23 protein-coding genes and 1 pseudogene are annotated in these 22813 nt (G+C 52.0%); 12 read left to right on the top strand and 12 right to left on the bottom strand.

The window, feature by feature from the left end:
- Positions 1-51 precede the first annotated feature (51 nt).
- The 3 genes from rhtC to pldA all read right to left on the bottom strand — a co-directional run bounded on the left by rhtC (position 52) and on the right by pldA (position 3566).
- Positions 52-672 carry a threonine export protein RhtC gene (gene rhtC / locus D9742_RS19895; protein ID WP_000928824.1) on the bottom strand — a complete coding sequence of 207 codons (621 nt, stop codon included), beginning with the start codon at positions 670-672 and terminating at the stop codon, positions 52-54.
- 63 nt (positions 673-735) lie between these two features.
- Positions 736-2565, bottom strand: a complete 1830-nt coding sequence (recQ, locus tag D9742_RS19890) for an ATP-dependent DNA helicase RecQ (protein WP_130237991.1) — start codon at positions 2563-2565, stop codon at positions 736-738.
- 131 nt (positions 2566-2696) lie between these two features.
- Positions 2697-3566, bottom strand: a complete 870-nt coding sequence (gene pldA, locus D9742_RS19885) for a phospholipase A (protein WP_130237990.1) — start codon at positions 3564-3566, stop codon at positions 2697-2699.
- Positions 3567-3730: 164 nt separating this feature from the next.
- On the opposite strand from pldA, the gene yigI reads away from it, so the two are divergent.
- From yigI to D9742_RS19865, 4 genes are all read left to right on the top strand, one after another.
- The gene (gene yigI, locus D9742_RS19880; RefSeq protein ID WP_130237989.1) at positions 3731-4198 is read left to right on the top strand and encodes an acyl-CoA thioesterase YigI; all 468 of its coding nucleotides are present in this window, start codon (positions 3731-3733) and stop codon (positions 4196-4198) included.
- 216 nt (positions 4199-4414) lie between these two features.
- Positions 4415-5305, top strand: coding sequence for an EamA family transporter RarD (rarD, locus tag D9742_RS19875; protein ID WP_130237988.1), 891 nt, complete (start codon positions 4415-4417; stop codon positions 5303-5305).
- Positions 5306-5399: 94 nt separating this feature from the next.
- On the top strand, positions 5400-5780 hold the full coding sequence (gene yigG, locus D9742_RS19870) for a protein YigG (protein ID WP_276319728.1): 381 nt from the start codon (positions 5400-5402) through the stop codon (positions 5778-5780).
- Positions 5781-5793: 13 nt separating this feature from the next.
- A complete protein-coding gene (locus D9742_RS19865; RefSeq protein WP_130237986.1) occupies positions 5794-6174 on the top strand; it encodes a DUF2628 domain-containing protein in 381 nt (126 codons plus the stop codon).
- 42 nt (positions 6175-6216) lie between these two features.
- Here D9742_RS19865 and corA read toward each other — a convergent pair whose 3' ends face one another.
- Both corA and ysgD read right to left on the bottom strand, forming a co-directional pair.
- Positions 6217-7167: a magnesium/cobalt transporter CorA gene (gene corA, locus D9742_RS19860; RefSeq protein WP_130237985.1), complete on the bottom strand. Its 951-nt coding sequence runs from the start codon at positions 7165-7167 to the stop codon at positions 6217-6219.
- Between the two features lie 151 nt (positions 7168-7318).
- On the bottom strand, positions 7319-7375 hold the full coding sequence (ysgD, locus tag D9742_RS23540) for a protein YsgD (protein ID WP_211180520.1): 57 nt from the start codon (positions 7373-7375) through the stop codon (positions 7319-7321).
- A gap of 161 nt (positions 7376-7536) precedes the next feature.
- On the opposite strand from ysgD, the gene D9742_RS19855 reads away from it, so the two are divergent.
- Positions 7537-8301 (top strand): phosphodiester glycosidase family protein, encoded by a 765-nt coding sequence (locus D9742_RS19855; protein WP_130237984.1) that lies wholly within the window; start codon positions 7537-7539, stop codon positions 8299-8301.
- Positions 8302-8436: 135 nt separating this feature from the next.
- Here D9742_RS19855 and uvrD read toward each other — a convergent pair whose 3' ends face one another.
- The 6 genes from uvrD to D9742_RS19825 form a co-directional block, all read right to left on the bottom strand.
- Positions 8437-10599 carry a DNA helicase II gene (gene uvrD / locus D9742_RS19850; RefSeq protein WP_021530148.1) on the bottom strand — a complete coding sequence of 721 codons (2163 nt, stop codon included), beginning with the start codon at positions 10597-10599 and terminating at the stop codon, positions 8437-8439.
- A gap of 83 nt (positions 10600-10682) precedes the next feature.
- The gene (gene yigB / locus D9742_RS19845; RefSeq protein WP_130237983.1) at positions 10683-11399 is read right to left on the bottom strand and encodes a 5-amino-6-(5-phospho-D-ribitylamino)uracil phosphatase YigB; all 717 of its coding nucleotides are present in this window, start codon (positions 11397-11399) and stop codon (positions 10683-10685) included.
- Positions 11399-12295, bottom strand: a complete 897-nt coding sequence (gene xerC / locus D9742_RS19840) for a tyrosine recombinase XerC (protein ID WP_000130691.1) — start codon at positions 12293-12295, stop codon at positions 11399-11401. Before xerC ends, yigB begins: the two co-directional genes overlap by 1 nt.
- Entirely contained in the window at positions 12292-12999 is a 708-nt protein-coding gene (locus D9742_RS19835; RefSeq protein ID WP_033870662.1) for a DUF484 domain-containing protein, read from the bottom strand. The genes xerC and D9742_RS19835 overlap by 4 nt, the downstream gene beginning before the upstream one ends.
- Positions 12996-13820 carry a diaminopimelate epimerase gene (gene dapF / locus D9742_RS19830; RefSeq protein WP_001160654.1) on the bottom strand — a complete coding sequence of 275 codons (825 nt, stop codon included), beginning with the start codon at positions 13818-13820 and terminating at the stop codon, positions 12996-12998. The genes D9742_RS19835 and dapF overlap by 4 nt, the downstream gene beginning before the upstream one ends.
- Before the next feature lie 36 nt (positions 13821-13856).
- The gene (locus D9742_RS19825; RefSeq protein ID WP_112826878.1) at positions 13857-14060 is read right to left on the bottom strand and encodes a lipoprotein; all 204 of its coding nucleotides are present in this window, start codon (positions 14058-14060) and stop codon (positions 13857-13859) included.
- A gap of 158 nt (positions 14061-14218) precedes the next feature.
- Here D9742_RS19825 and D9742_RS19820 point away from each other — a divergent pair.
- A pseudogene (locus D9742_RS19820) lies at positions 14219-14398 on the top strand (DKNYY family protein); the annotation flags it as partial.
- A 125-nt stretch (positions 14399-14523) separates the two neighbouring features.
- Positions 14524-14844: an iron donor protein CyaY gene (gene cyaY / locus D9742_RS19815; RefSeq protein WP_130237981.1), complete on the top strand. Its 321-nt coding sequence runs from the start codon at positions 14524-14526 to the stop codon at positions 14842-14844.
- 39 nt (positions 14845-14883) lie between these two features.
- Here cyaY and cyaA read toward each other — a convergent pair whose 3' ends face one another.
- A complete protein-coding gene (gene cyaA / locus D9742_RS19810; protein ID WP_112826877.1) occupies positions 14884-17430 on the bottom strand; it encodes a class I adenylate cyclase in 2547 nt (848 codons plus the stop codon).
- Between the two features lie 373 nt (positions 17431-17803).
- On the opposite strand from cyaA, the gene hemC reads away from it, so the two are divergent.
- Genes hemC through D9742_RS19785 form a run of 5 tightly spaced genes read left to right on the top strand, consistent with a single transcriptional unit; the run spans position 17804 to position 22554 of the window.
- Positions 17804-18745 (top strand): hydroxymethylbilane synthase, encoded by a 942-nt coding sequence (gene hemC, locus D9742_RS19805; protein WP_130237980.1) that lies wholly within the window; start codon positions 17804-17806, stop codon positions 18743-18745.
- Positions 18742-19482, top strand: a complete 741-nt coding sequence (gene hemD, locus D9742_RS19800; protein WP_130237979.1) for a uroporphyrinogen-III synthase — start codon at positions 18742-18744, stop codon at positions 19480-19482. Before hemC ends, hemD begins: the two co-directional genes overlap by 4 nt.
- A gap of 21 nt (positions 19483-19503) precedes the next feature.
- Positions 19504-20715 carry a uroporphyrinogen-III C-methyltransferase gene (gene hemX / locus D9742_RS19795; RefSeq protein WP_130237978.1) on the top strand — a complete coding sequence of 404 codons (1212 nt, stop codon included), beginning with the start codon at positions 19504-19506 and terminating at the stop codon, positions 20713-20715.
- 2 nt (positions 20716-20717) lie between these two features.
- Positions 20718-21914: a protoheme IX biogenesis protein HemY gene (hemY, locus tag D9742_RS19790; protein WP_130237977.1), complete on the top strand. Its 1197-nt coding sequence runs from the start codon at positions 20718-20720 to the stop codon at positions 21912-21914.
- 49 nt (positions 21915-21963) lie between these two features.
- A complete protein-coding gene (locus D9742_RS19785) occupies positions 21964-22554 on the top strand; it encodes a hypothetical protein (protein WP_130237976.1) in 591 nt (196 codons plus the stop codon).
- Positions 22555-22813 lie beyond the last annotated feature (259 nt).

Here is a 22813-nt window from a genome sequence, read left to right as displayed (position 1 = left end):
CGGATGCGGCGTAAACGCCTTATCCGACTTACTCTGATGACGCGTCTGGCATCAACGCGAAATAATCAAATGAATGCCAAATCCGGCAAATAACGCCCCGGCAAAACCATCAATCCACTTCGCCAGACGTTGATAACCACGGCGCATTTGCGGCAGGGCAAACAGGCTGGCCACCACAGTAAACCACGCCAGCGTTTCGACAATAATCAACGCGAAAATGCCCCAGCGCGCGGTAGTGCCGACGTTATCGCCGACAAACAATGAGAATACCGAACCAAAATAGATAATCGCTTTCGGATTGGCGAGATTGGTCAGTAATCCTTTCAGGAAACTGCGCCCGCTTTTCGCCAGCTCAACCTGTGGCGCAGGCGCAGAAACAGCCTCTTTTTTCAGCGCACCGCGTAGCATCTGGTAGCCCATCCAGCAGAGATACAGGCCACCGCCTACCATAATCAGCGTATGCAGCCAGGCCATTTTTTCGATAATCAAATGCAGGCCAAGCAGCGCGATTCCTGCCCAGACCATGACGCCGCAGGTAATGCCCAGCACGCCCATCATCGCTTCTTTACGGGAACGACTTACGGCAGTTTGAGAGACAAAAAAGAAATCGGGACCAGGGCTCATAAGCGCCACAATGTGCACCATGGCAACAGTGAGGAATAACATCAACATACAATTGACTCGCGGGGGAAACGTTTACGGAGTCTTCATCCTGGCACTTTTTTATGCTGCTGACTACTCTTCGTCATCGCCATCAACATGCGCACGAATCAGCGCCATAAACGGTTTGCCAAAGCGTTCCAGCTTGCGCATCCCAACGCCGTTAACGCTGAGCATTTCGCTGGCGGTGATCGGCATCTGTTCAGCCATCTCAATCAAGGTTGCGTCGTTAAACACCACGTACGGCGGAACATTGCTTTCATCGGCAATAGATTTACGCAGTTTGCGTAATTTGGCGAACAGTTTGCGATCGTAATTGCCGCCGAACGATTTCTGCATCGCTTTCGGTTTGAGCGCCACAATACGCGGCACGGCAAGTTGTAAAGAGGATTCACCGCGCAGCACCGGGCGTGCGGCTTCTGTCAGTTGTAGCGCAGAATGCTGGGCAATATTTTGCGTCACCAGGCCGAGGTGAATCAGCTGGCGGATCACGCTCACCCAGTGCTCATGACTTTTATCACGGCCCATACCGTAGACTTTCAGTTTGTCATGACCATAGTCACGGATACGCTGGTTATTGGCGCCGCGAATCACTTCCACCACATAGCCCATACCAAACCGCTGGTTTACGCGACCAATGGTGGAAAGAGCAATCTGCGCATCGGTTGAACCATCATATTGTTTCGGCGGATCGAGGCATATATCGCAGTTACCGCATGGTTCCTGACGACCTTCGCCAAAATAGTTCAGCAACACCAGACGGCGGCAAGTTTGCGCTTCGGCAAACGCCCCCATCGCGTTAAGTTTATGGCGCTCGATATCCTGCAACTGCCCTTGCGGCTTCTCTTCCAGACAACGGCGCAGCCACGCCATATCAGCCGGATCGTAAAACAGCATCGCTTCTGCGGGCAGGCCATCACGCCCGGCGCGACCGGTTTCCTGATAATAGGATTCAATGTTGCGCGGGATATCAAAGTGCACCACGAAGCGAACGTTTGGTTTATTAATGCCCATGCCAAACGCCACCGTCGCCACCACAATTTGCAGGTCATCTCGCTGGAATTTCTCCTGCACTTCGGCGCGGACATCGTTTTCCAGACCGGCATGATACGCCGCTGCGCTAATCCCCTTGCTTTGTAGACGCGCGGCGGTGTCTTCTACTTTCGCCCGACTGTTACAGTAGATAATGCCGGACTTTCCCCGCTGTTCCTGCACGTAACGCATCAACTGATCGAGCGGTTTGAACTTCTCCATCAGCATGTAGCGAATATTCGGACGGTCAAAACTGCTGATTTGAATTAGCGGATCGTTCAGCCCCAGCAGGCGCACAATATCCTGGCGCGTGGTGTCGTCGGCGGTGGCGGTTAGCGCCATAAACGGCAGATTCGGGAAACGCTGGCGCAACTGACCGAGCGCGGCATATTCCGGGCGGAAATCGTGGCCCCATTGGGAAATACAGTGGGCTTCATCAACGGCTAATAACACCGGGTTCCAGTGCGCCAGATGCTCAAGGAAGTTATCCAGCATCAGGCGTTCCGGGGCGATATAGAGCAGGCGAATTTGCCCTGTACGGCATCCCGCCATGACCTCAAGCTGCTGCTCGCGGGTTTGCGTTGAGTTCAGGCACGCCGCCGCCACGCCGTTGGCTTGTAGCTGGTCCACCTGATCTTTCATCAGTGAAATCAGCGGTGAAACAACCACGGTAAGACCGTTTAGCAATAAGGCAGGAATTTGATAGCAAAGGGATTTTCCGCCACCGGTGGGCATGACGACCAGGCAATCGCGACCGGAAAGCACAGTGTCGATAATCTCTTCCTGGCCTGGGCGAAACTGTTGGTAGCCAAAGGTTTCTTGTAAAACCTGTTTAGCTCCTAACTCCAGATTCAACACTTCCGCCTGCGCCACATTAACCCCGATTGCCTGAAATAAAAACAGGCGCTATTTTCAGCGCCTGCGCGATAAACTGCAATGCTTTTAGCGTCTGGCAGGGAAATCCTGGATGCTGGATTCCAGTTTTGCCTTTCAATCAACTCGCATCAGAACAGGTCGTTTAGCATAACCCCCACACCGACGCGAGTCTGGTTAAAGTTATAGTCGATGAGCGATTCGCCATAGCCGCTGTAGACCTGAGTATAAAGACGCACATGTTTAGTGATCGGGTAACTTAAGCCTAACTCCGCGCCGCCGTAGCCCGTATTCCAGTTGTACTGTCCTTTCGCGCTCAGTACCGCATCGCCAAGGTGATAGCCGATTTTAAGCTGGTAATAACCCATATATTTGGTGATATCCGGGTTATCGTCCGTATTACCCACCACATACCACGGTTTAACTTCCACCAGCCAGTTGCCGTTTTCTGCCATCAGGCGGGTGTAGATACGGTTCCAGCTACGGGAAGTCGGGTCAGAACGCCCGTTTGAGTCGTGGTTGTAGCCCATTTCCACATCGCGAAGCGTCCAACCTGCAAAACGATAATCCGTGGCAAAACCGAGGAACAATTGCGGTTCGTAGTTAGTTTCACGAAACGGCGATGACTCCTCACTATTAGAAAGCTGCCACCAGGATTTCTGGGTGTAGGAAGCGCCCAGTACAGAGTTTGGCCCCAAAATCCCACGCCACAGCGGAAACGCCAGGCTCAACTGGAACTTTACTTCATCCTTACGCGCGTTTTCTGCCCAGTCGTAACTTGCAATCGCTTCTTTATTGAGATCGCTTGTTTGGGTGTAGATGATGTAGTTGGTGTCATAAGGATAAAGCGTGAAAGGATTGTCATGCTCCTGCAGCATATTAGCGATAATACTACCGCGCACAGCGGGCGCATCGTGCACATCTTTCACCGTTACCTCTTGCGCATGTACCGCCAGCGGCAGCATACACACAGGCAACGACCAGCCCAGAAGAGTCCGCATCGGTCATGTTCTCCGTAACGAATTATTGATTGAGTGAATATTTTTCTGCGAGCTATTCTACATACTTAACTCTAATGTCGTTAGTTATCCCTTCCTAAAGTAGCATTCAACAATCGAGAAGCATAAAATCAACATTTCATTAACCAATGAAGTGTAAGGATGATATGTCTGCCGTACTGACCGCCGAACAAGCCCTGAAATTAGTGGGTGAGATGTTTGTTTATCACATGCCATTTAACCGCGCGTTAGGGATGGAGCTGGAGCGTTACGAAAAAGAGTTCGCGCAACTGGCCTTTAGAAATCAACCGATGATGGTGGGCAACTGGGCGCAAAGCATTTTGCACGGTGGGGTCATTGCTTCGGCGCTGGACGTCGCCGCTGGTCTGGTATGCGTAGGTAGTACCTTAACTCGCCACGAAACAATCAATGAAGATGAACTACGCCAGCGACTATCGCGAATGGGAACAATTGATCTGCGCGTCGATTACCTGCGACCAGGTAGAGGCGAACGTTTTACTGCTACAAGCAGCCTGTTACGTGCAGGAAATAAAGTCGCCGTCGCTCGCGTTGAATTACACAATGAAGAACAGCTTTATATTGCCAGTGCTACCGCCACCTATATGGTAGGTTGAACACATAAAAGCAGGTAAACTGCTGAGACTAATGACAAACGCAAATTTCCTGATGCGCTACGCTTATCAGGCCTACCAGAGAAATGCAATATATTGAATTTGCATGCTTTTGTTGGCTGGATAAGGTGTTAACGCCGCATCAGGCATGAACAAAGCACACTTTGTCAGCAAACTGAGCAGGTAAACTGCTATTCACAACAAAAAATGAGTTTTCCAATGGATGCAAAACAAACGCGGCAGGGTGTATTACTCGCCCTTGCCGCTTATTTTATTTGGGGTATTGCGCCAGCGTACTTCAAGCTGATTTATTACGTACCCGCCGATGAAATCCTGACGCATCGCGTGATCTGGTCGTTTTTCTTTATGGTGGTGCTAATGAGCATCTGCCGCCAGTGGTCCTATTTAAAAACGCTGATTCAGACACCGCAGAAAATCTTTATGCTGGCAGTCTCTGCCGTGCTGATTGGCGGCAACTGGCTACTGTTTATCTGGGCAGTGAACAATCATCATATGCTGGAAGCCAGTCTTGGGTACTTTATTAATCCACTAGTTAATATAGTGCTGGGGATGATTTTCCTCGGCGAGCGATTCCGCCGGATGCAATGGCTGGCGGTGATTCTGGCAATTTGTGGCGTACTGGTCCAGCTCTGGACTTTTGGTTCGCTCCCTATTATCGCGCTGGGGCTGGCATTTAGTTTTGCCTTCTACGGCCTGGTGCGCAAGAAGATTGCGGTAGAAGCACAAACCGGCATGTTAATTGAAACTATGTGGCTGCTGCCTGTGGCGGCGATTTATCTGTTTGCTATTGCCGACAGTCCAACCAGCCATATGGGGCAAAATCCAATGTCGCTGAATTTGCTGCTGATCGCCGCCGGTATTGTCACTACCGTACCGCTGTTGTGTTTTACCGCTGCTGCCACGCGCTTGCGTCTCTCCACGTTAGGCTTTTTCCAGTACATTGGCCCGACGCTGATGTTCCTGCTGGCTGTGACGTTTTATGGTGAAAAACCGGGTGCCGATAAGATGGTGACTTTCGCCTTTATTTGGGTGGCGCTGGCAATTTTTGTGATGGATGCGATTTATACGCAGCGTAGAACGTCCAAATAAAAAATAAATATATTCTGAAAAAATATGCCGACTCTTGCATGAGAGTGGGCATATTGCCATGCTGACAGGAGACTCATACAAGGATGTAAAATTCATGTTACACATATTTATCCCAACATCTAACGGTAAGTTTTCCAGACGTCGTTATATATTTTCATTTATTTTAATAAATTTCATTTTTGCCTTTCTTATTATCTTTTTTAACGATGGGGAAGCAGGTTTTCTTGTTATAGTCTCTACCATCGTACTCCATTATCTCGTCATTAACATGAATTGCCAACGACTCCGTGATAGTGGTTTCATGTATATAAAAACTTATGTTTTTGGTACATTAGCAGTATATATCATCTCTATCATCACAATGATAGCCGAAGATTTTGCCTGTTCAGGCAATGGTTCGATGATTTTTTTGATTTGTTATTTCTCCACTTTCAGTATGCTAATGCTTGCACCTACTGATTCATCAAAACAATAGTTATGGAGTATTTATGAGTAAGGAATATATGAACGATGGTTCATTAAGTGAAAAATGGAAATACCGATTTAATTTTTATGATCAACATGGCTTTCCTGGATTCTGGGGGGCCACACCAGAATATAAAGCAGCATTTAAAGCATTAAAAGTAAGACAACGATTAACTATTCAAATGAATTTCATTGCTTTCTTCTGCTCCTGGATCTATTTATTTGTTCTGGGTTTATGGAAAAAAGCAATTATAGTTCTTTTACTTGGCATTCTATCTCTATTTGTTGGTGCATTAATTGGCGTTAACATTCTGGGAATTGCCGTAGTAGCCTATGTTGCTGTTAACACGAACAAATGGTTTTATGAGAAAGAGGTAAAAGGGTTAAATACCTGGAGCCTTTGAATAACAGGTGGCTTAGCCAGGCTAAACCACCGCTCTTGTTTTTTACAGCCAGTTCTTCCGCTTAAAGTACAAATACGGTGCCAGGCCCGCGAGGATCATAAAGATAATCGCTCCAGGGTAGCCGAAGCTCCACTTCAGTTCTGGCATAAACTCAAAGTTCATCCCGTAGCTGGAAGCGACCAGAGTCGGCGGCAGGAACACCACGGATACTACCGAGAAGATTTTGATGATGCGGTTCTGCTCGATGTTGATAAAACCCATCGCCGCCTGCATCAGGAAGTTCACCTTCTGGAACAGGGATTCGTTATGCGGCAGCAGGGATTCGATATCTCGCAGGATTTCACGCGCCTGCTCCAGTTGCCCGCCCGGTAAACGCGCTTTGCGTACCAGGAAATTGAGCGCGCGCTGGGTATCCATCAGACACAGGCGAACTTTCCAGCCGATATCTTCCAGTTCCGCCAGCGTAGAGAGCGCTTCGTCGTACTCATCGCCCTGATGCCCTTCCATAATTACCCGGCTTAACTCCTCCAGGTCGCTGTAGATATTTTCAATTTCATCCGCCAACTGTTCGATTTTGGTTTCGAACAGATCCAGCAGTAACTCGTAGGCGTTACCGTCTACCATCGACTGGCTACGGGCGCGCATACGATACAAACGGAATGCAGGCAGCTCGCGCTCACGCAGGGTAAACAAGCGACCATCACGGATGGTAAATGCCACAGTGGAGTTACCGGCGTGATCTTCCGCATCTTCAAAGAAGAAGAAGGAGTGAATATGCAGGCCATCATCGTCTTCAAAGAAACGCGCCGATGCTTCGATGTCTTCCAGTTCCGGGCGGGTTGCCAGGCTCTGGCCAAGTTCAGATTGTACGCGCAGTCGCTCGTCGTCATCCGGTTCGACAAGATCAATCCATACTGCATCTACGAGGGGTTGTGACTCTTCGACTTCCAGCCGGGTCAGTCGGTTATTTTCCAGTTGAAATGCGCTCAGCATGACCGGGACTCCCAATGCTTAAAATATCGGACAGTTCGGTGGGCACACAGAAACAAATTGGGTTTCAGACCATTAAACAGCCTGACTCAGCGCGACGGGAAAAATTGAGGTCGCTGACAACCGCTAAGGCTATCAGCAAAAAGGGATAGCCTTAGGAGTTGATCCTGGATGACAGGATAGTGAGCCAGTATCTACTGGGTGTGTCCAAGGCGAATGTCCTCTTAGAGTGATCGTGCGCGCATGTTACGCCAGCAAAATTTTGCCGTCAACACGCAACGGAACACCACAGAACAATAGTTGAACTTCGCGCTTTTTGGTACTCGTCAAGGTCGTTAACAGGATAAAAAAATCACACATCCAGGACCTATAATGGCGCATCGGCTACTCATTGGTAAAGGAATGATCACCTTGAATCTCAAACGGATTTTACCCGCCCTCGTCTTACTCCCCTTATTTGCTGTTGCTGCTGATGACTGCACACTCTCTGATCCGACGCTGACCGTGCAGTCGTATACCGTTAATCCTCAAACCGAACGGGTGAAAATGTACTGGCAAAAGGCCAATGGCGAAGCGTGGGAAACGTTACATGCGCTGCTGGCGGATATGAATAGTCAGGGTCAGGTGCAGATGGCGATGAACGGCGGAATCTATGATGAAAGCTATGCGCCGCTCGGTTTGTACATCGAAAACGGTCAGCAGAAGGTGGCGTTAAATCTCGCTTCAGGTGAAGGGAATTTCTTTATCCGTCCTGGCGGCGTGTTTTATGTCGCGGGAGATAAAGTCGGCATCGTTCGTCTGGATGCCTTTAAAACCAGTAAAGAGATTCAGTTTGCGGTGCAGTCAGGGCCAATGTTGATGGAAAACGGCGTCATTAATCCGCGTATTCATCCCAACGTCGCCTCGCGCAAAATTCGTAACGGTGTTGGGATTAATAAGCAAGGGAACGCCGTGTTTTTACTTAGCCAGCAAGCGACCAACTTTTATGATTTTGCCTGCTATGCCAAAGCGAAACTGGACGTCGAGCAGCTCCTTTACCTTGATGGCACGATTTCACATATGTATGTGAAAGGCGGAGCGATTCCCTGGCAACGTTATTCCTTCGTCACCATGATTACCGTCGAACAGAAAAGTTAGAGTGTCAGATACTGAATAGGGTGCTGATGCCGGATGCGGCGTAAACGCCTTATCCGGCCTACATGACGTTGCAATTTGTTGAATCTGCATGATTTTGTAGGCCGAATAAGGTGCGCAGCACCACATCCGGCAACGTTATACTGTCTCCAGCCGGGCGTAAGCCGCCACCAGCCATTTAATACCCTGGCCCTGGAACGCCACCTGCAAACGGCTATGTTCGCCGCTGCCTTCCATATTGACGATAGTGCCTTCGCCAAACTTGGCGTGGCGCACGCGCTGGCCGAGTTTGTAACCACTGTCGTTCTCAGCCATCGGTGTACCCATACGCTGATGGCTGACCGGGCGGCTTACCGTAGCGCGCAGGCGCACCTCTTCCACACACTCTTCCGGCAACTCGCCGATAAAGCGCGACGGGCGATGGTAAACCTCTTTGCCATACAGACGGCGAGTTTCCGCGTAGGTCAACGTCAGTTTCTGCATCGCGCGGGTTACGCCAACGTAGGCCAGACGGCGTTCTTCTTCCAGACGCCCGCCTTCATCCAGCGACATCTGGCTTGGGAACATGCCCTCTTCCATACCGACAATAAACACCTGCGGAAACTCCAGACCTTTCGCCGAGTGTAGCGTCATCAACTGCACCGCGTCCTGCCAGGTATCCGCCTGCCCTTCGCCCGCTTCCAGCGCCGCGTGGGAGAGGAACGCCTGCAGCGGCATCAAATCTTCGTCTTCTTCGTTGTAGCTGAACTGGCGCGTTGCCGTCACCAGTTCCTCTAAGTTTTCGATACGCGTCTGGCCTTTTTCGCCCTTCTCCTGCTCGTACATGGTGCGCAGGCCGGAGTCTTTAATTACCCGGTCGGTCTGTACATGCAGCGGCATATCGGCAGTTTCTTGCGCTAAGGCATCGATCAGTTCCATAAACCGCTGCAAGGCGCTGGCTGCACGTCCGGCGAGCGCTTTTTCCTGCAACAGTTCACGACATGCCTGCCACAGCGTTAACTGGCGATCGCGCGATGTCTGACGTACCACGTCCAGCGTCCGGTCACCAATACCCCGCGTTGGTGTATTCACCACACGCTCAAAGGCCGCGTCGTCGTTACGGTTGGCAATCAGGCGCAGATACGACAGCGCATCTTTGATTTCCTGGCGTTCGAAGAAGCGCATCCCGCCGTAAATACGGTACGGCATACTTGCCTGTAATAAGGCCTCTTCCAGTACACGCGACTGGGCGTTGCTGCGGTAGAGAATGGCGCACTCGGCAAGCGCCCCGCCGTTGTCCTGCCAGGTTTTGATACGGTTAACCACAAAACGCGCTTCGTCGAGTTCGTTAAAAGCGCAATAGAGGGAAATAGGCTCACCGTCCGCGCCATCGGTCCACAGTTTTTTACCCAGACGCCCGTTATTGTTTTCAATCAGGGCGTTCGCGGCGCTCAGGATGTTACTGGTAGAGCGGTAGTTCTGCTCCAGACGGATAGTTTCAGCGCCGGGGAAATCATTGAGGAAACGCTGAATATTCTCGACCTGCGCCCCGCGCCAGCCGTAGATTGACTGGTCGTCATCACCGACAATCATCACTTTGCCGGTGTCGCCCGCCAGCAGACGGATCCACGCGTACTGAATGTTGTTGGTATCCTGGAATTCGTCCACCAGGATATTGGTAAAACGTTCGCGGTAGTGTTGCAGGATATGCGGCTTGTTAAGCCACAGTTCGTGGGCGCGTAGCAGTAGCTCCGCGAAGTCCACCAGACCCGCACGATCGCACGCTTCCTGATACGCCTGATAAACCTTCTGCCAGGTCTGCTCCACCGGGTTACCGTAGCTTTGAATATGATGCGGACGCAGCCCTTCATCTTTCTGGCTGTTGATGTACCACATCGCCTGGCGCGGCGGCCACTGCTTCTCGTCGAGGTTCATGGCTTTGATCAGACGCTTAAGCAGGCGTAGCTGGTCTTCGCTGTCGAGGATCTGGAAATCCTGCGGCAGGTTGGCGTCCATATGGTGCGCACGCAGCAAACGGTGCGCCAGCCCGTGGAAGGTGCCGACCCACATGCCGCCCTGGCTGGTGCCCATCAGTTGCCCGATACGATGACGCATCTCCGCCGCCGCTTTGTTGGTAAACGTCACCGCCATAATCGAGTATGGCGAGCAGTTTTCCACGCTCATCAGCCAGGCGATACGATGCACCAGTACGCGCGTCTTACCACTGCCCGCGCCCGCCAGCACCAGAAGGTTGCTGCGTGGCGCGGCCACCGCTTCGCGCTGTTTGTCATTAAGGCTATCGAGCAGGTAAGAAACGTCCATTGGCACCGCCGCGTAAAAATAGGTTGGGCGGAGAAGCGCAACGCCCTCCGCCAAAAAGCTGGGTATATATACAGATTTGCTGATTATATCAGCGAGGTCAGAGATGCCAACCGGGAAATTTCCAGATGCGGGAGTAAACGGCTGTCCCAGGTTTGCATCAGATCGCCATTTTCCGGTCTGATCCAACAGGCCTGCATTCCGCTGCGAATTGCCCCGCACACGTCGGTGGTGAGATCGTCACCTACATGCAGGATCTCACCGATCGGCACGTTGAGTTTTTCCGCCGCCAGGAAGTACATATCGCTGAACGGTTTCGAGCGCCCGTGCGGGCCAGCGCGTAGCACAAACTCAAAATAATCCCCCAGGCCGAACAGTTCCGGCTGGGCGTTACCGTTGGTGATCGCCACCAGCGGCCATTTCTTCGCCAGTTGCTTTAAGGTGTCGTGGGTTTGCTGCGGTACGTCGATCCGGCTGCGCCATTTAGCAAAGTTGATCATTGCTGCGTGTGCGCCTGCACTGGCTTCTTCCGCGCTCAGCCCGGCGTCGAGCATCGCTTGTTCTATTGAGCGAAAACGCCAGCGCGTCACGTCGTGATAAATCTCGGGTTCCGCTTCCCGTACCGCCTGGCGCAGACGTTGCAGATCTTCATTCTGGAAGCTGCGCAGCGCCGGATGATAATTTTGCACAAAAGTCAGCGCCTCCCGCTCGGTGCGCAAAATCACCGGACGGTTATCGTAAAGGGTATCATCCAGGTCAAAGGTGAGCGCCGAGATGCGCCCCAAAGGCCGGTAAAAACGCATTATTTCCCCCGTTTGGCGCGTGGATGCGCCGCATCGTACACCGAGGCAAGGTGTTGAAAATCAAGATGAGTATAGATTTGCGTGGTGGAGAGGTTGGCATGACCCAGCAGCTCCTGCACACCACGAAGATCGCCGCTCGACTCCAGCATATGCGTAGCGAACGAGTGACGTAATTTATGCGGGTGAACGTGATTATTCAGCCCTTGTTTTATGCCCCATTCGGCAAAGCGTTTCTGTACATTACGCGCGGAGATACGCTTGCCCAGTTTCGACAGGAAAAGTGCATCGTCTTCGCTGCCAAACAGATCGCGCAAATCAAGCCAGTGCTCAATCCACGCCACGGCGTTACGACCAATCGGCAGGCGGCGCTCTTTGCTGCCTTTCCCCATCACCCACACTTCGCCAGACTCCAGGTCGAGGTGTTTGATGTCCAGCCCCACCAGCTCGGAAAGACGCAGGCCCGCGCCGTACATTACTTCCAGCATCGCACGGTCGCGCACGGCGAGGGGATCGTTGATATCAATATCCAACAGGCGATTCATATCATCGACGTCGATATTTTTCGGCAGATGACGCGGCGCTTTCGGTGCCGAAACACCTTTTGCCGGGTTAGCTTTGAGCTCGTTCTGGCTGACCAGCCAGTCAAAAAAGCTACGTAGCGCAGAGAGGCGTAATGCGAGGCTTGCCGCGCCCAGCCCTTTACGGCGACTGCGTACAGCGAAATTGCGCACCATCGTCACATCACATTGCTGCCAGCTTTGCAGGCCATTTTCGCTGGCAAAATTGATGATCGCCTCAAGCTGGCGCTGGTAGTTAAGCAGGGTTATCGGACTAAGCTGCCGCTCCACGCTCAGATAACGTAGGTAGCGTTCTACATCGGTGTGTAAATCGGTCATACGCGTTCAATCCAACGCTCCAGAAGCTCCGGCAACATCAGCGCAATTTCATCAAGTAACTGCGTTCCCTGTCCTTGTTGATAGTGATTGGCATCGCGGCTGGTGAACAGCACCACGCCTAAATCAGCATCGCTTCCCAGCATCGACATCGCCACCGATCCCACCGCTTTCGCTTCCGGTAGCACCACCAGCAACTCCGGCCCGTTAAGCGGCCCCAGATAATGCTGCTCCTGGCCCAGACGCTGAATACGCAGTGGTTCGAAAGCCTGACGGTTTAATGCCAGATGAGTGTGGTTCGACGGCGCACCTAAGCGCCAACGATCCGGAAACAGGCGCACACTCGCGCCCGCCAGCCCTAAATCACGCGCCCAGCGGTGAAAACGCATCAGCATATCGTCGAGACTGCTGGCGGCGGTGAGACTACGCTGCAAGTAGAGTAAGCGATAAAACAGGCCTTCGTTGGCGATAGCCTGTTCCATCAGCAGCGACATGTTCTCTTCCAGAACATGAATATGGTTACGCGCGCGGGCAAGATGCCACTCGACCAGCGAAACAGTACCACGTACCGGATGCGGCACACGTATCGCTTCTACTGCGTGCGCATTGCGGATAAAAAACTCAGGATTTTTAATCAGATAATCGACAACCGCCCGGTCATCAAGCTCCGTGAGTGTTTCCTGTAGTTCTTCCCCTGGTTGCTTCATAGATGAATAAACCCGTCGTAAACATGCACTGCCGGCCCCGTCATATATAACGGGTGACCCGGACCTTTCCAGGCGATATCAAGGCGACCGCCGGGAAGTTCCACGCGGACTTCTTCGGCCAGCAAACCTTGCTGAATACCTACCGCTACCGCCGCACACGCGCCGCTGCCGCAGGCCTGAGTTTCTCCTGCCCCACGCTCATAAACGCGTAAACGAATATGCTCGCGCTTAACCACCTGCATGAAACCGATATTGGCGCGCTCCGGGAAACGTTCGTGGCTTTCCAGAACAGGGCCAAGCGTTTCTACCGCTGCGGTATCGACATCATCAACCTGAATCACGCAGTGCGGATTTCCCATCGACACCACGCCGCATAAGATTGTCTGCTCGGCGGCGCGCATAATATAGGTCTTTTCTGCTTTGTTAGCGCGAAACGGCACGGCGGAAGGTTCAAAGTTAGGTTCACCCATATTGACCCGCACCAGATCGTCATCGGTGACGGTCAACACCATCCGGCCATTGGCGGTGCTGACGCGGATATCACGCTTATTGGTCAGCCCTTTAAGGCGCACAAAACGGGCAAAGCAGCGTGCGCCGTTACCGCACTGCGCCACTTCACTACCATCGGCATTAAAAATGCGGTAGTGGAAGTCCAGTTCGGGATCGTAAGGTGGCTCTACCACCAGCAACTGGTCAAACCCCACTCCCAGATGCCGATCCGCCAGGCGACGAATCAGCTCCGGTGAAAAAAAGACATTCTGCGTTACCGCGTCGACGACCATAAAATCGTTGCCAAGGCCATGCATTTTCGAGAACTGCATCATTTACTCCAATCACGCGGGTACAGAAACTGACTTTTAGTAATTCACCTGGGATGGGCCATCGCCTTTGGCGCGGTCGTTTTTATCCGGCAACGTGGATTGTGTTTGATTCTCTACCGGTTTGGTCGGCGGCGGCGCATTTTTATCTGCGGGCGGAAAATAGAGCGGACCTTTCAGACCGCAGCCCGTCAGGCTGAAGAGAGTAAGTAATACAGTAAGTGCCTTAAACACGTTTTTCATTATGGATTGCCTGTAAAGTTCATCGCTTTCTGCTTTCTATCATCGCAGGAGAAGGCGTAAAAGCAAGCATTTAGCGACTCTTTATGAAGTCTGAAAAGTGAGGAATTGCTGCGAGTATAACGCTTACACGCGGGGATTTATGTTTTGCTGGTAGTTTCGTGATCGGCACCTCGCGCCAGGATGGCTTTATGCACTATCGCAATGTGGTTTGTGTGTTGTCTTTTTTAGTTCCGTCAGCGTGGGGATGCTCGCTCGGTGAACCTGATCATAATGTTTACCAGAAACAGGGGAAAGGCGTGGTGTACCTGCGCCCAACTGAAGAGACAAATCTTTCGCTACACAGAGACATTATTATTCCGGTGACGGCTGAATCATGCCGGAACGCAGCCGCAGATGGGCAAACTTTGAAGCCCTGACCCCATGCCGCTATACTGCCGCCATCACTTAAAAACAGGATACAACAATGAACGACAGTGAATTTCATCGCCTGGCAGACCAACTGTGGCTAACCATTGAAGAGCGTCTGGACGACTGGGATGGCGATAGCGATATCGACTGCGAAATTAACGGCGGCGTATTGACCATTACCTTTGAAAACGGCAGCAAAATCATTATCAACCGCCAGGAACCGCTGCACCAGGTATGGCTGGCAACCAAACAGGGCGGCTACCATTTTGACCTGAAAGGCGATGAGTGGGTTTGCGATCGCAGTGGTGAAACCTTCTGGGATTTGCTGGAGCAGGCGGCAACGCAGCAGGCGGGAGAAGCGGTGAGCTTCCGTTAAAATTGCATGCCGGATAAGCCTCGCTTTCCGGCACACGCATCACGAAAAATACTGCTGTAACAGCGGCGTATCGTTGTCCTGATTGGCAGGCGGCATGTTACCGATAGATTTGGTGCGGAACGGAATGACCTGTTCGCGACCATCGACCTTCACAATTTGATAGAACTGCGGCAGGTTGAAGTTGATGAAGCTTGAGCCGTAGGTGAAACGATCGTGCGATGACGAGTAGAAGCGGCTGACGTCACGCACCAACTCCTCTTTGCTGCCTTCGCAGTGGTGATACACCTCAACGCGGTTACTCTCGTCGAGAATGTAGATATTAAAGCCATTCTCGTCTTGCGTTTCTTCGAAGAAGAACTGGATGATCCCTTCGCTGGCAAAGCCGTCCACCACCGCCGGTAATTTGACGTGATTGGTTTCAACCTGCACTGACAGGCCGTGCAGTTTGTTATGCGAAATAGCGCCATAAAACTCGATGGCGTTCTCCAGTTTCTGTACCGATACATTCAGGCGTTCGAAGAACAAGCCCCAGGTTTGACCAGAAACGCGCAGTGCCTTGAAGCGCCCGGTTTCCTGACGGGTGCTGGAGAGACGTAGTTCAATGCACTCAGAAACCAGTTGCTGCACGCGAGTACGAATTAAGCCGCGCAGATGCTGGCTGTAGCAGAACACTTCTACGCTATCTGGCGGTGCGGCGTCCTGGTGCATTTTGCCGAGAATAGTTTTCAGGGCTTCGATCATCGATTGCTCGCCGTTGAAGTGCAGCGTACGCACTTCGTTCCACGAGTTGCGGTACAGCAGGTCAACGCTACCTACCAGACAATTTTGATTCTCGCCAAAGCTGAAAACGTCCAGCTTACGGAAATCAAAATGCACCACCTGATTGCGGAAGGCTGCCGTCGGGTCATATTCCAGGTTAACGATAATCGCCAAATGGCGGATCTCACAAGGGCTGTAGAGCGCCTTAGGCGTCGGTGCGGGCAGGCGCAATGGGAAATGGTGCGAGACATCAGCGACCATTTCCTGCAACTTCGGCAAGTCGACAACGCCGTTGCCTTTAATGTACAAACGGGTGCGTGAGGTCAGCAGGCCGTTAAACCATGCCCACGCCACCAGTTTATTCAGGTAACGGTTATATTCCAGCGGCTGATGGCTAATGATTGACTCAATATTTGGCGCGCGGTTATACAGATACCAACCTGAACGGTTAGCACGGCCCGGCGGTACATAAATAAAGGTCAAATTCGGTTCCGAGAGATCAGGTGAAATCTGCGGGTTCACCAGCGTCACTTTACCCGGTAATGCTTCAAACGCGGCGTACAGTTTACGCGTCAGCACACCGATATCCTGCGGGCTGGCGGAGACGCTAAGGTTATTGCGGCGCGCAAAGCGGATCAGATTACGGTAGCTCTGCATCATCGCGTCGAGCAGCTCGTTATGCGCCTCACGTACCTGATCAATCTTCCAGTTGGCGCGGTTATCGAGCATTGCCAGACGAGCATCATCCCATTCCCACTCTTTCACTAACTGGCTTAACACTTCACGGCGCCAGCCAACGCAGGCGCGTTCACGGCTGAGTTTTTCGCACACTTTTAAATAGAAGCAGCGGCGTACTAAATCCAGACGGGTGAAATCTTCAATCGCCGTCAGGTATTCAGTAACACGCTCCAGCATCATGCAGTAAGGATCGAGGCCAAACGACACAATCTCGCCGTCGTGCAAACGCTGTTTGATATCTTTCGCCAGCAGGCGTGGGTTCGGGTATTCCCAGGAATAGGCTTCCAGCAGCAGTGTCTTCAGCACCGCTTTGTATGGAGAATCGATACTCTTGTAGAGCTGCCAAAGGCTGGCACCAAAGTACTCTTCAGCGGAAAGCGAGCTTAAGCCACCGAGATCCAGCCATTCATTAGGGGTGAGCACGCCCTGCGCGTAAAGCGTCATCACATAGTCGTCGTAATGCTCTTCTTCGTCGCACGGCACCATATTCCACAGAATACGCTTACCGGCGAGACGCACGGCGGTACGATAAAATTCATCAAGCAGCAGTATATGCTGGGTGGAGCCACAATCTTCGCCCCCCAGACTGCCACTCTCGTTGTGGCGAAAACGGTTTTCATCAATCAGGAAGAAGCTAACTTCCACACCCAGCGAGGCGGCCCAGCTTTCCAGCAGGCTGCATTTACGTTGTAGTAATTGGCGCTCTTCGCTATCGAGCCAGGATTGATGACAGACCCATATATCCAGGTCAGAGGAACAACTTTGCCCTACGGATGAAGTACTGCCCATGGTGTATACGCCAGTAATAGGAAGCTCGCCTTTTGGCGGGTCCTGTACTGACATTCCACGATACAGTTCAAGTTCGTTCAGGTAGTGGCGTTGGGTTTCATCAGGCGTGTAAAGGCAAATGCCTTTGGGAACGTTACCATCAAGGTAACCCGGCATTAGCGGATGGTGATAGTGCAACAATGTCGGCAGCAGACTGTAAACCTGTTGGAATGCAGGCCCCATGGCAGCAAGCGCGCGATCCACGCGCAATTGATTTATGGCATCCAGTCTCTGTTTCAGAGTCTCAATATAGAGGTACAAGACGTATCGCCTGATTTGCTACCCGTCATGTCTGTGATTCCGGCAACATCAACGGAAACACGCGGCATTCGGGATATTTCGTATGTCAAAGGTAACTGTTACCACTTTCCGCGCCTGGTTTTTTTAGTTTCACGACGAAAAAATGGTCTAAAACGTGATCAATTTAACACCTTGCTGATTGACCGTAAAGAAAGATGCGCTACATACAAGTGTAGCACCGTTTATTCTCTGTAAATTCCTTATTACGACGGCTTGAAGCGCCTGTCAGGATTCACTTTACGTTTTGCATTAACGTCAACGTTTCACCACAACACTGACATCGCTCCAACAAGGATGTTAGGATGGACCACGGATGATAATGACGGTAACAAGCATGTTAGACAATGTTTTAAGAATTGCCACACGCCAAAGCCCACTTGCACTCTGGCAGGCACACTATGTCAAAGACAAGTTGATGGCGAGCCATCCGGGATTAGTCGTTGAACTAGTACCGATGGTGACGCGCGGCGATGTAATTCTTGATACGCCGCTGGCAAAAGTAGGCGGAAAAGGCTTATTTGTTAAAGAGCTGGAAGTCGCACTCCTGGAAAACCGCGCCGATATCGCCGTACATTCGATGAAAGATGTGCCGGTTGAATTCCCGCAAGGTCTGGGGCTGGTCACCATTTGCGAACGCGAAGATCCGCGTGATGCCTTTGTGTCCAATAATTATGACAGTCTGGATGCGTTACCGGCTGGCAGTATCGTCGGGACGTCCAGTTTACGCCGCCAGTGCCAACTGGCTGAACGCCGCCCGGACCTGATTATCCGCTCTCTGCGTGGTAACGTTGGGACACGCCTTAGCAAGCTGGATAACGGCGAATACGATGCCATTATTCTTGCCGTGGCCGGATTAAAACGTTTAGGGCTGGAGTCCCGCATTCGCGCTGCGCTGCCCCCTGAGATTTCTCTTCCGGCAGTCGGACAAGGTGCAGTAGGTATTGAATGCCGCCTTGATGATACACGTACCCGCGAGCTTCTTGCCGCGCTTAATCACCATGAAACCGCGCTACGCGTCACCGCTGAACGTGCGATGAATACCCGTCTGGAAGGGGGTTGTCAGGTGCCGATTGGCAGCTATGCCGAACTTGTCGACGGCAAAATCTGGTTGCGTGCTCTGGTTGGTGCGCCGGACGGTTCGCAGATTATTCGTGGTGAACGCCGCGGTGCGCCGCAGGATGCCGAGCAAATGGGGATTTCACTGGCGGAAGAGCTACTGAATAACGGCGCACGGGAGATTCTCGCTGAAGTCTACAACGGAGACGCTCCAGCATGAGTATCCTGGTCACCCGCCCATCTCCAGCTGGAGAAGAGTTAGTGAGCCGTCTGCGCACACTGGGGCAGGTGGCCTGGCATTTTCCACTGATAGAGTTTTCCCCAGGTCGGCAATTACCACAACTTGCCGACCAGCTATCGGCACTTGGTGAAGGCGATCTGTTGTTTGCCCTTTCGCAACACGCCGTTGCTTATGCCCAATCGCAACTGCATCAGCAAGCTCTTAAGTGGCCATTACTTGCTGGTTATTTCGCCATCGGCCGCACCACTGCGCTGGCGCTGCATACCGTGAGTGGAAACCAGGTTCGTTATCCGCAGGATCGGGAAATTAGTGAAGTCTTGCTACAATTACCTGAATTACAAAATATTGCTGGCAAACGTGCGCTGATATTACGTGGCAACGGCGGTCGTGAGCTGATTGGAGAAACTCTGACAGCACGCGGTGCTGAAGTCGCTTTTTGTGAATGTTATCAACGGTGCGCCATTCATTATGACGGTGCAGAAGAGGCGATGCGTTGGCAATCTCGCGAGGTGACGACCGTCGTTGTTACCAGCGGTGAAATGTTGCATCAACTCTGGTCATTGATCCCACAATGGTATCGTGAGCACTGGTTACTACGCTGTCGGCTTTTGGTCGTCAGTGAGCGTTTGGCGAAACTCGCCCGGGAACTGGGCTGGAATGACATTAAGGTCACCGATAACGCTGACAACGATGCGCTATTACGGGCATTACAATAACTCTCATAACAGGAAGCCATAATGACGGAACAAGAAAAAACCTCCGCCGTGGTTGAAGATACCAGGGAGGCCGTGGACACCACGCCACAACCTGTCGTTGCAGAAAAGAAGAGTAAGAACAGTACCGCTCTGATTCTCAGTGCGGTGGCTATCGCCATTGCTCTGGCAGCAGGCGTCGGTTTGTATGGCTGGGGTAAACAACAGGCCGTCAGTCAGACTGCCACCAGCGATGCCCTGGCAAGCCAACTCACGGCGCTGCAAAAAGCCCAGGAGAGCCAAAAAGCCGAGCTGGAAGGCATTATCAAGCAACAAGCTGCACAGCTTGAACAGGCGAATCGTCAGCAAAAAACGCTGGCAAAACAGCTGGATGAAGTCCAACAAAAGGTCGCCACCATCTCTGGTAGCGATGCCAAAACCTGGCTTCTGGCACAGGCGGACTTTCTGGTAAAACTCGCCGGTCGTAAACTCTGGAGCGATCAGGACGTCACGACCGCTGCAGCGTTGCTGAAAAGTGCAGACGCCAGCCTGGCGGATATGAATGACCCGAGTCTGATTACCGTTCGTCGGGCAATTACCGATGATATCGCAAGCCTTTCTGCGGTATCGCAGGTAGATTATGACGGCATCATCCTTAAGCTAAACCAGCTTTCTAATCAGGTAGATAACCTGCGTCTGGCCGATAATGACAGCGACGGTTCACCGATGGATTCCGACGGTGAAGAGCTTTCCAGCTCCATCAGCGAATGGCGCGTCAATCTGCAAAAAAGCTGGCAGAGTTTTATGGACAACTTCATTACGATTCGCCGTCGTGATGATACTGCCGTACCGCTGTTAGCGCCGAATCAGGATATCTATCTGCGCGAAAATATTCGTTCCCGTCTGCTGGTCGCCGCACAAGCTGTGCCGCGTCATCAGGAAGAGACTTACCGCCAGGCACTGGAGAATGTCTCCACCTGGGTTCGTGCTTATTACGATACTGAAGATGCAACGACCAAAGCATTCCTCGACGAGGTGGACCAGTTAAGTCAGCAAAATATCTCGATGGATCTCCCGGAAACACTGCAAAGCCAGGCGATGCTGGAAAAACTGATGCAGACTCGCGTGCGTAACCTGCTGGCACAACCGGCAGCGGGGGCAACGGAAGCCAAACCTGCACCTGCACCTGCACCTGCACCTGCACCTGCACCTGCACCGCAAGCTGATACTCCGGCAGCCGCGCCGCAAGGAGAATAACCATGCTAAAAGTGTTATTGCTCTTTGTGTTGCTGATTGCGGGGATCGTAGTTGGCCCGATGATCGCCGGTCATCAGGGTTACGTGCTAATCCAGACCGATACCTACAATATCGAAACCAGCGTTACTGGCCTGGCGATCATTTTAATTCTGGCGATGGTCGTACTGTTTGCCATTGAGTGGCTACTGCGGCGGATCTTCCGCACCGGTGCGCACACCCGGGGGTGGTTTGTCGGACGTAAGCGTCGCCGTGCACGTAAGCAGACAGAACAAGCACTGCTAAAACTGGCGGAAGGCGATTATCAGCAAGTTGAAAAGCTGATGTCAAAAAATGCCGATCACGCTGAACAACCGGTGGTGAACTATCTTCTGGCCGCCGAAGCCGCACAGCAACGTGGTGATGAAGCGCGCGCGAATCAGCATCTGGAACGCGCCGCAGAATTGGCAGGTAACGACACCATCCCTGTGGAAATCACCCGCGTACGTCTACAACTGGCACGTAATGAAAACCATGCTGCACGCCACGGCGTAGATAAGCTGCTGGAAGTTACGCCACGCCATCCGGAAGTGCTGCGTCTGGCGGAACAAGCGTATATCCGTACCGGCGCATGGAGTTCACTGCTGGACATCATCCCATCGATGGCGAAAGCCCACGTTGGTGATGAAGAACATCGCGCAATGCTGGAACAACAGGCATGGATTGGCCTGATGAATCAGGCGAGGGCCGATGACGGCAGCGAAGGTTTACGTAACTGGTGGAAAAACCAAAGCCGGAAAACGCGTCATCAGGTTGCGTTGCAGGTAGCAATGGCGGAACATCTTATTGAGTGTGACGATCATGATACTGCCCAGCAAATTATCATCGACGGCCTGAAACGCCAGTATGACGATCGCCTGCTGGTGCCGATCCCGCGTCTGAAAACCAATGACCCGGAACAGCTGGAAAAAGTGCTGCGCCAACAGATCAAAAACGTGGGTGATCGCCCGCTGTTGTGGAGCACATTGGGTCAGTCACTAATGAAGCACGGCGAATGGCAGGAAGCATCCCTCGCCTTCCGCGCTGCGCTGAAACAACGCCCGGACGCCTACGATTACGCATGGCTTGCCGACGCGCTGGACAGACTGCACAAGCCGGAAGAAGCCGCATCGATGCGCCGCGACGGCTTGATGTTGACGTTGCAGAACAACCCGCCACAGTAAGCTATATCGCCTCGTTCAGAGGCGATATTTTTTTACAAGGATGTCAAAAATGCGCACGCCGTCCCGCTATCTTTTCCGCTTGCCATCGCATGAAATTACTCCTTTTCGGGCAACGCTCTTTGTGATCTTTTTGATATGCGCTGCTCTGGCTAGCCTAAGCTGGTTGATTATTTCCTTCGTGCGTACGGGCAACACCTTCATCTTCTGGTTAACACTTTTTATTGTGTATCTGATAGCCGCCGCGAAGCAGGAAAAAATCAAGCTCCTCGAGAAGCGGCGAATCATGGCCGATAAACGTCAGGGACTTTCCATTTGTCAGTTCGCACGCCAGTTTGCCCCCCGTACCGTGGATACATGGATCATTCGGGCTGTGTGGAATACCTTGCAAGAAAACGGCTATATCGGTTACCCACTGCCACTTAAAGCCGACGATAAACTGGACGAAGATCTGGATTTGGTAAACGATGCCGTTGAGTTAGAAGAGCTGGTCGAAGATATCGCCACTCGCTGCGGACGCGATTTAACAGGAATAGAGAATAATCAGTTTCTTCCCATCGTCACGGTAGGCTCTCTTGTAAGGGGGTTAAATGCACAACCAATGACGCAAGAGCGACGTAGCCTGTTGTTTATTCAGCCATAAAAAAACGCCTGCTCTTATTACGGAGCAGGCGTTAAAACAGGTCTGTATGACAACAAGTGGGTGCTTCACTCAACGTTGTGTCCATGGTGTCTGATGAGGCATAAGCGACATCTGTCAGTGGACGATAAGCACCGTAAACGGCTCTGCGTCATTCCTAAGTTTATGAGGCACCAAGGCGAACATAAGAGATGGAATGAGCATCTACCCAATTATTATGCCATACAGGTCCGGGAAATAACATCCTTTAATACTTGTTATG

The organism is Escherichia sp. E1V33, from assembly GCF_004211955.1.
GTDB lineage: Bacteria > Pseudomonadota > Gammaproteobacteria > Enterobacterales > Enterobacteriaceae > Escherichia.
This window is presented reverse-complemented; position numbering and strand designations above follow the sequence as displayed.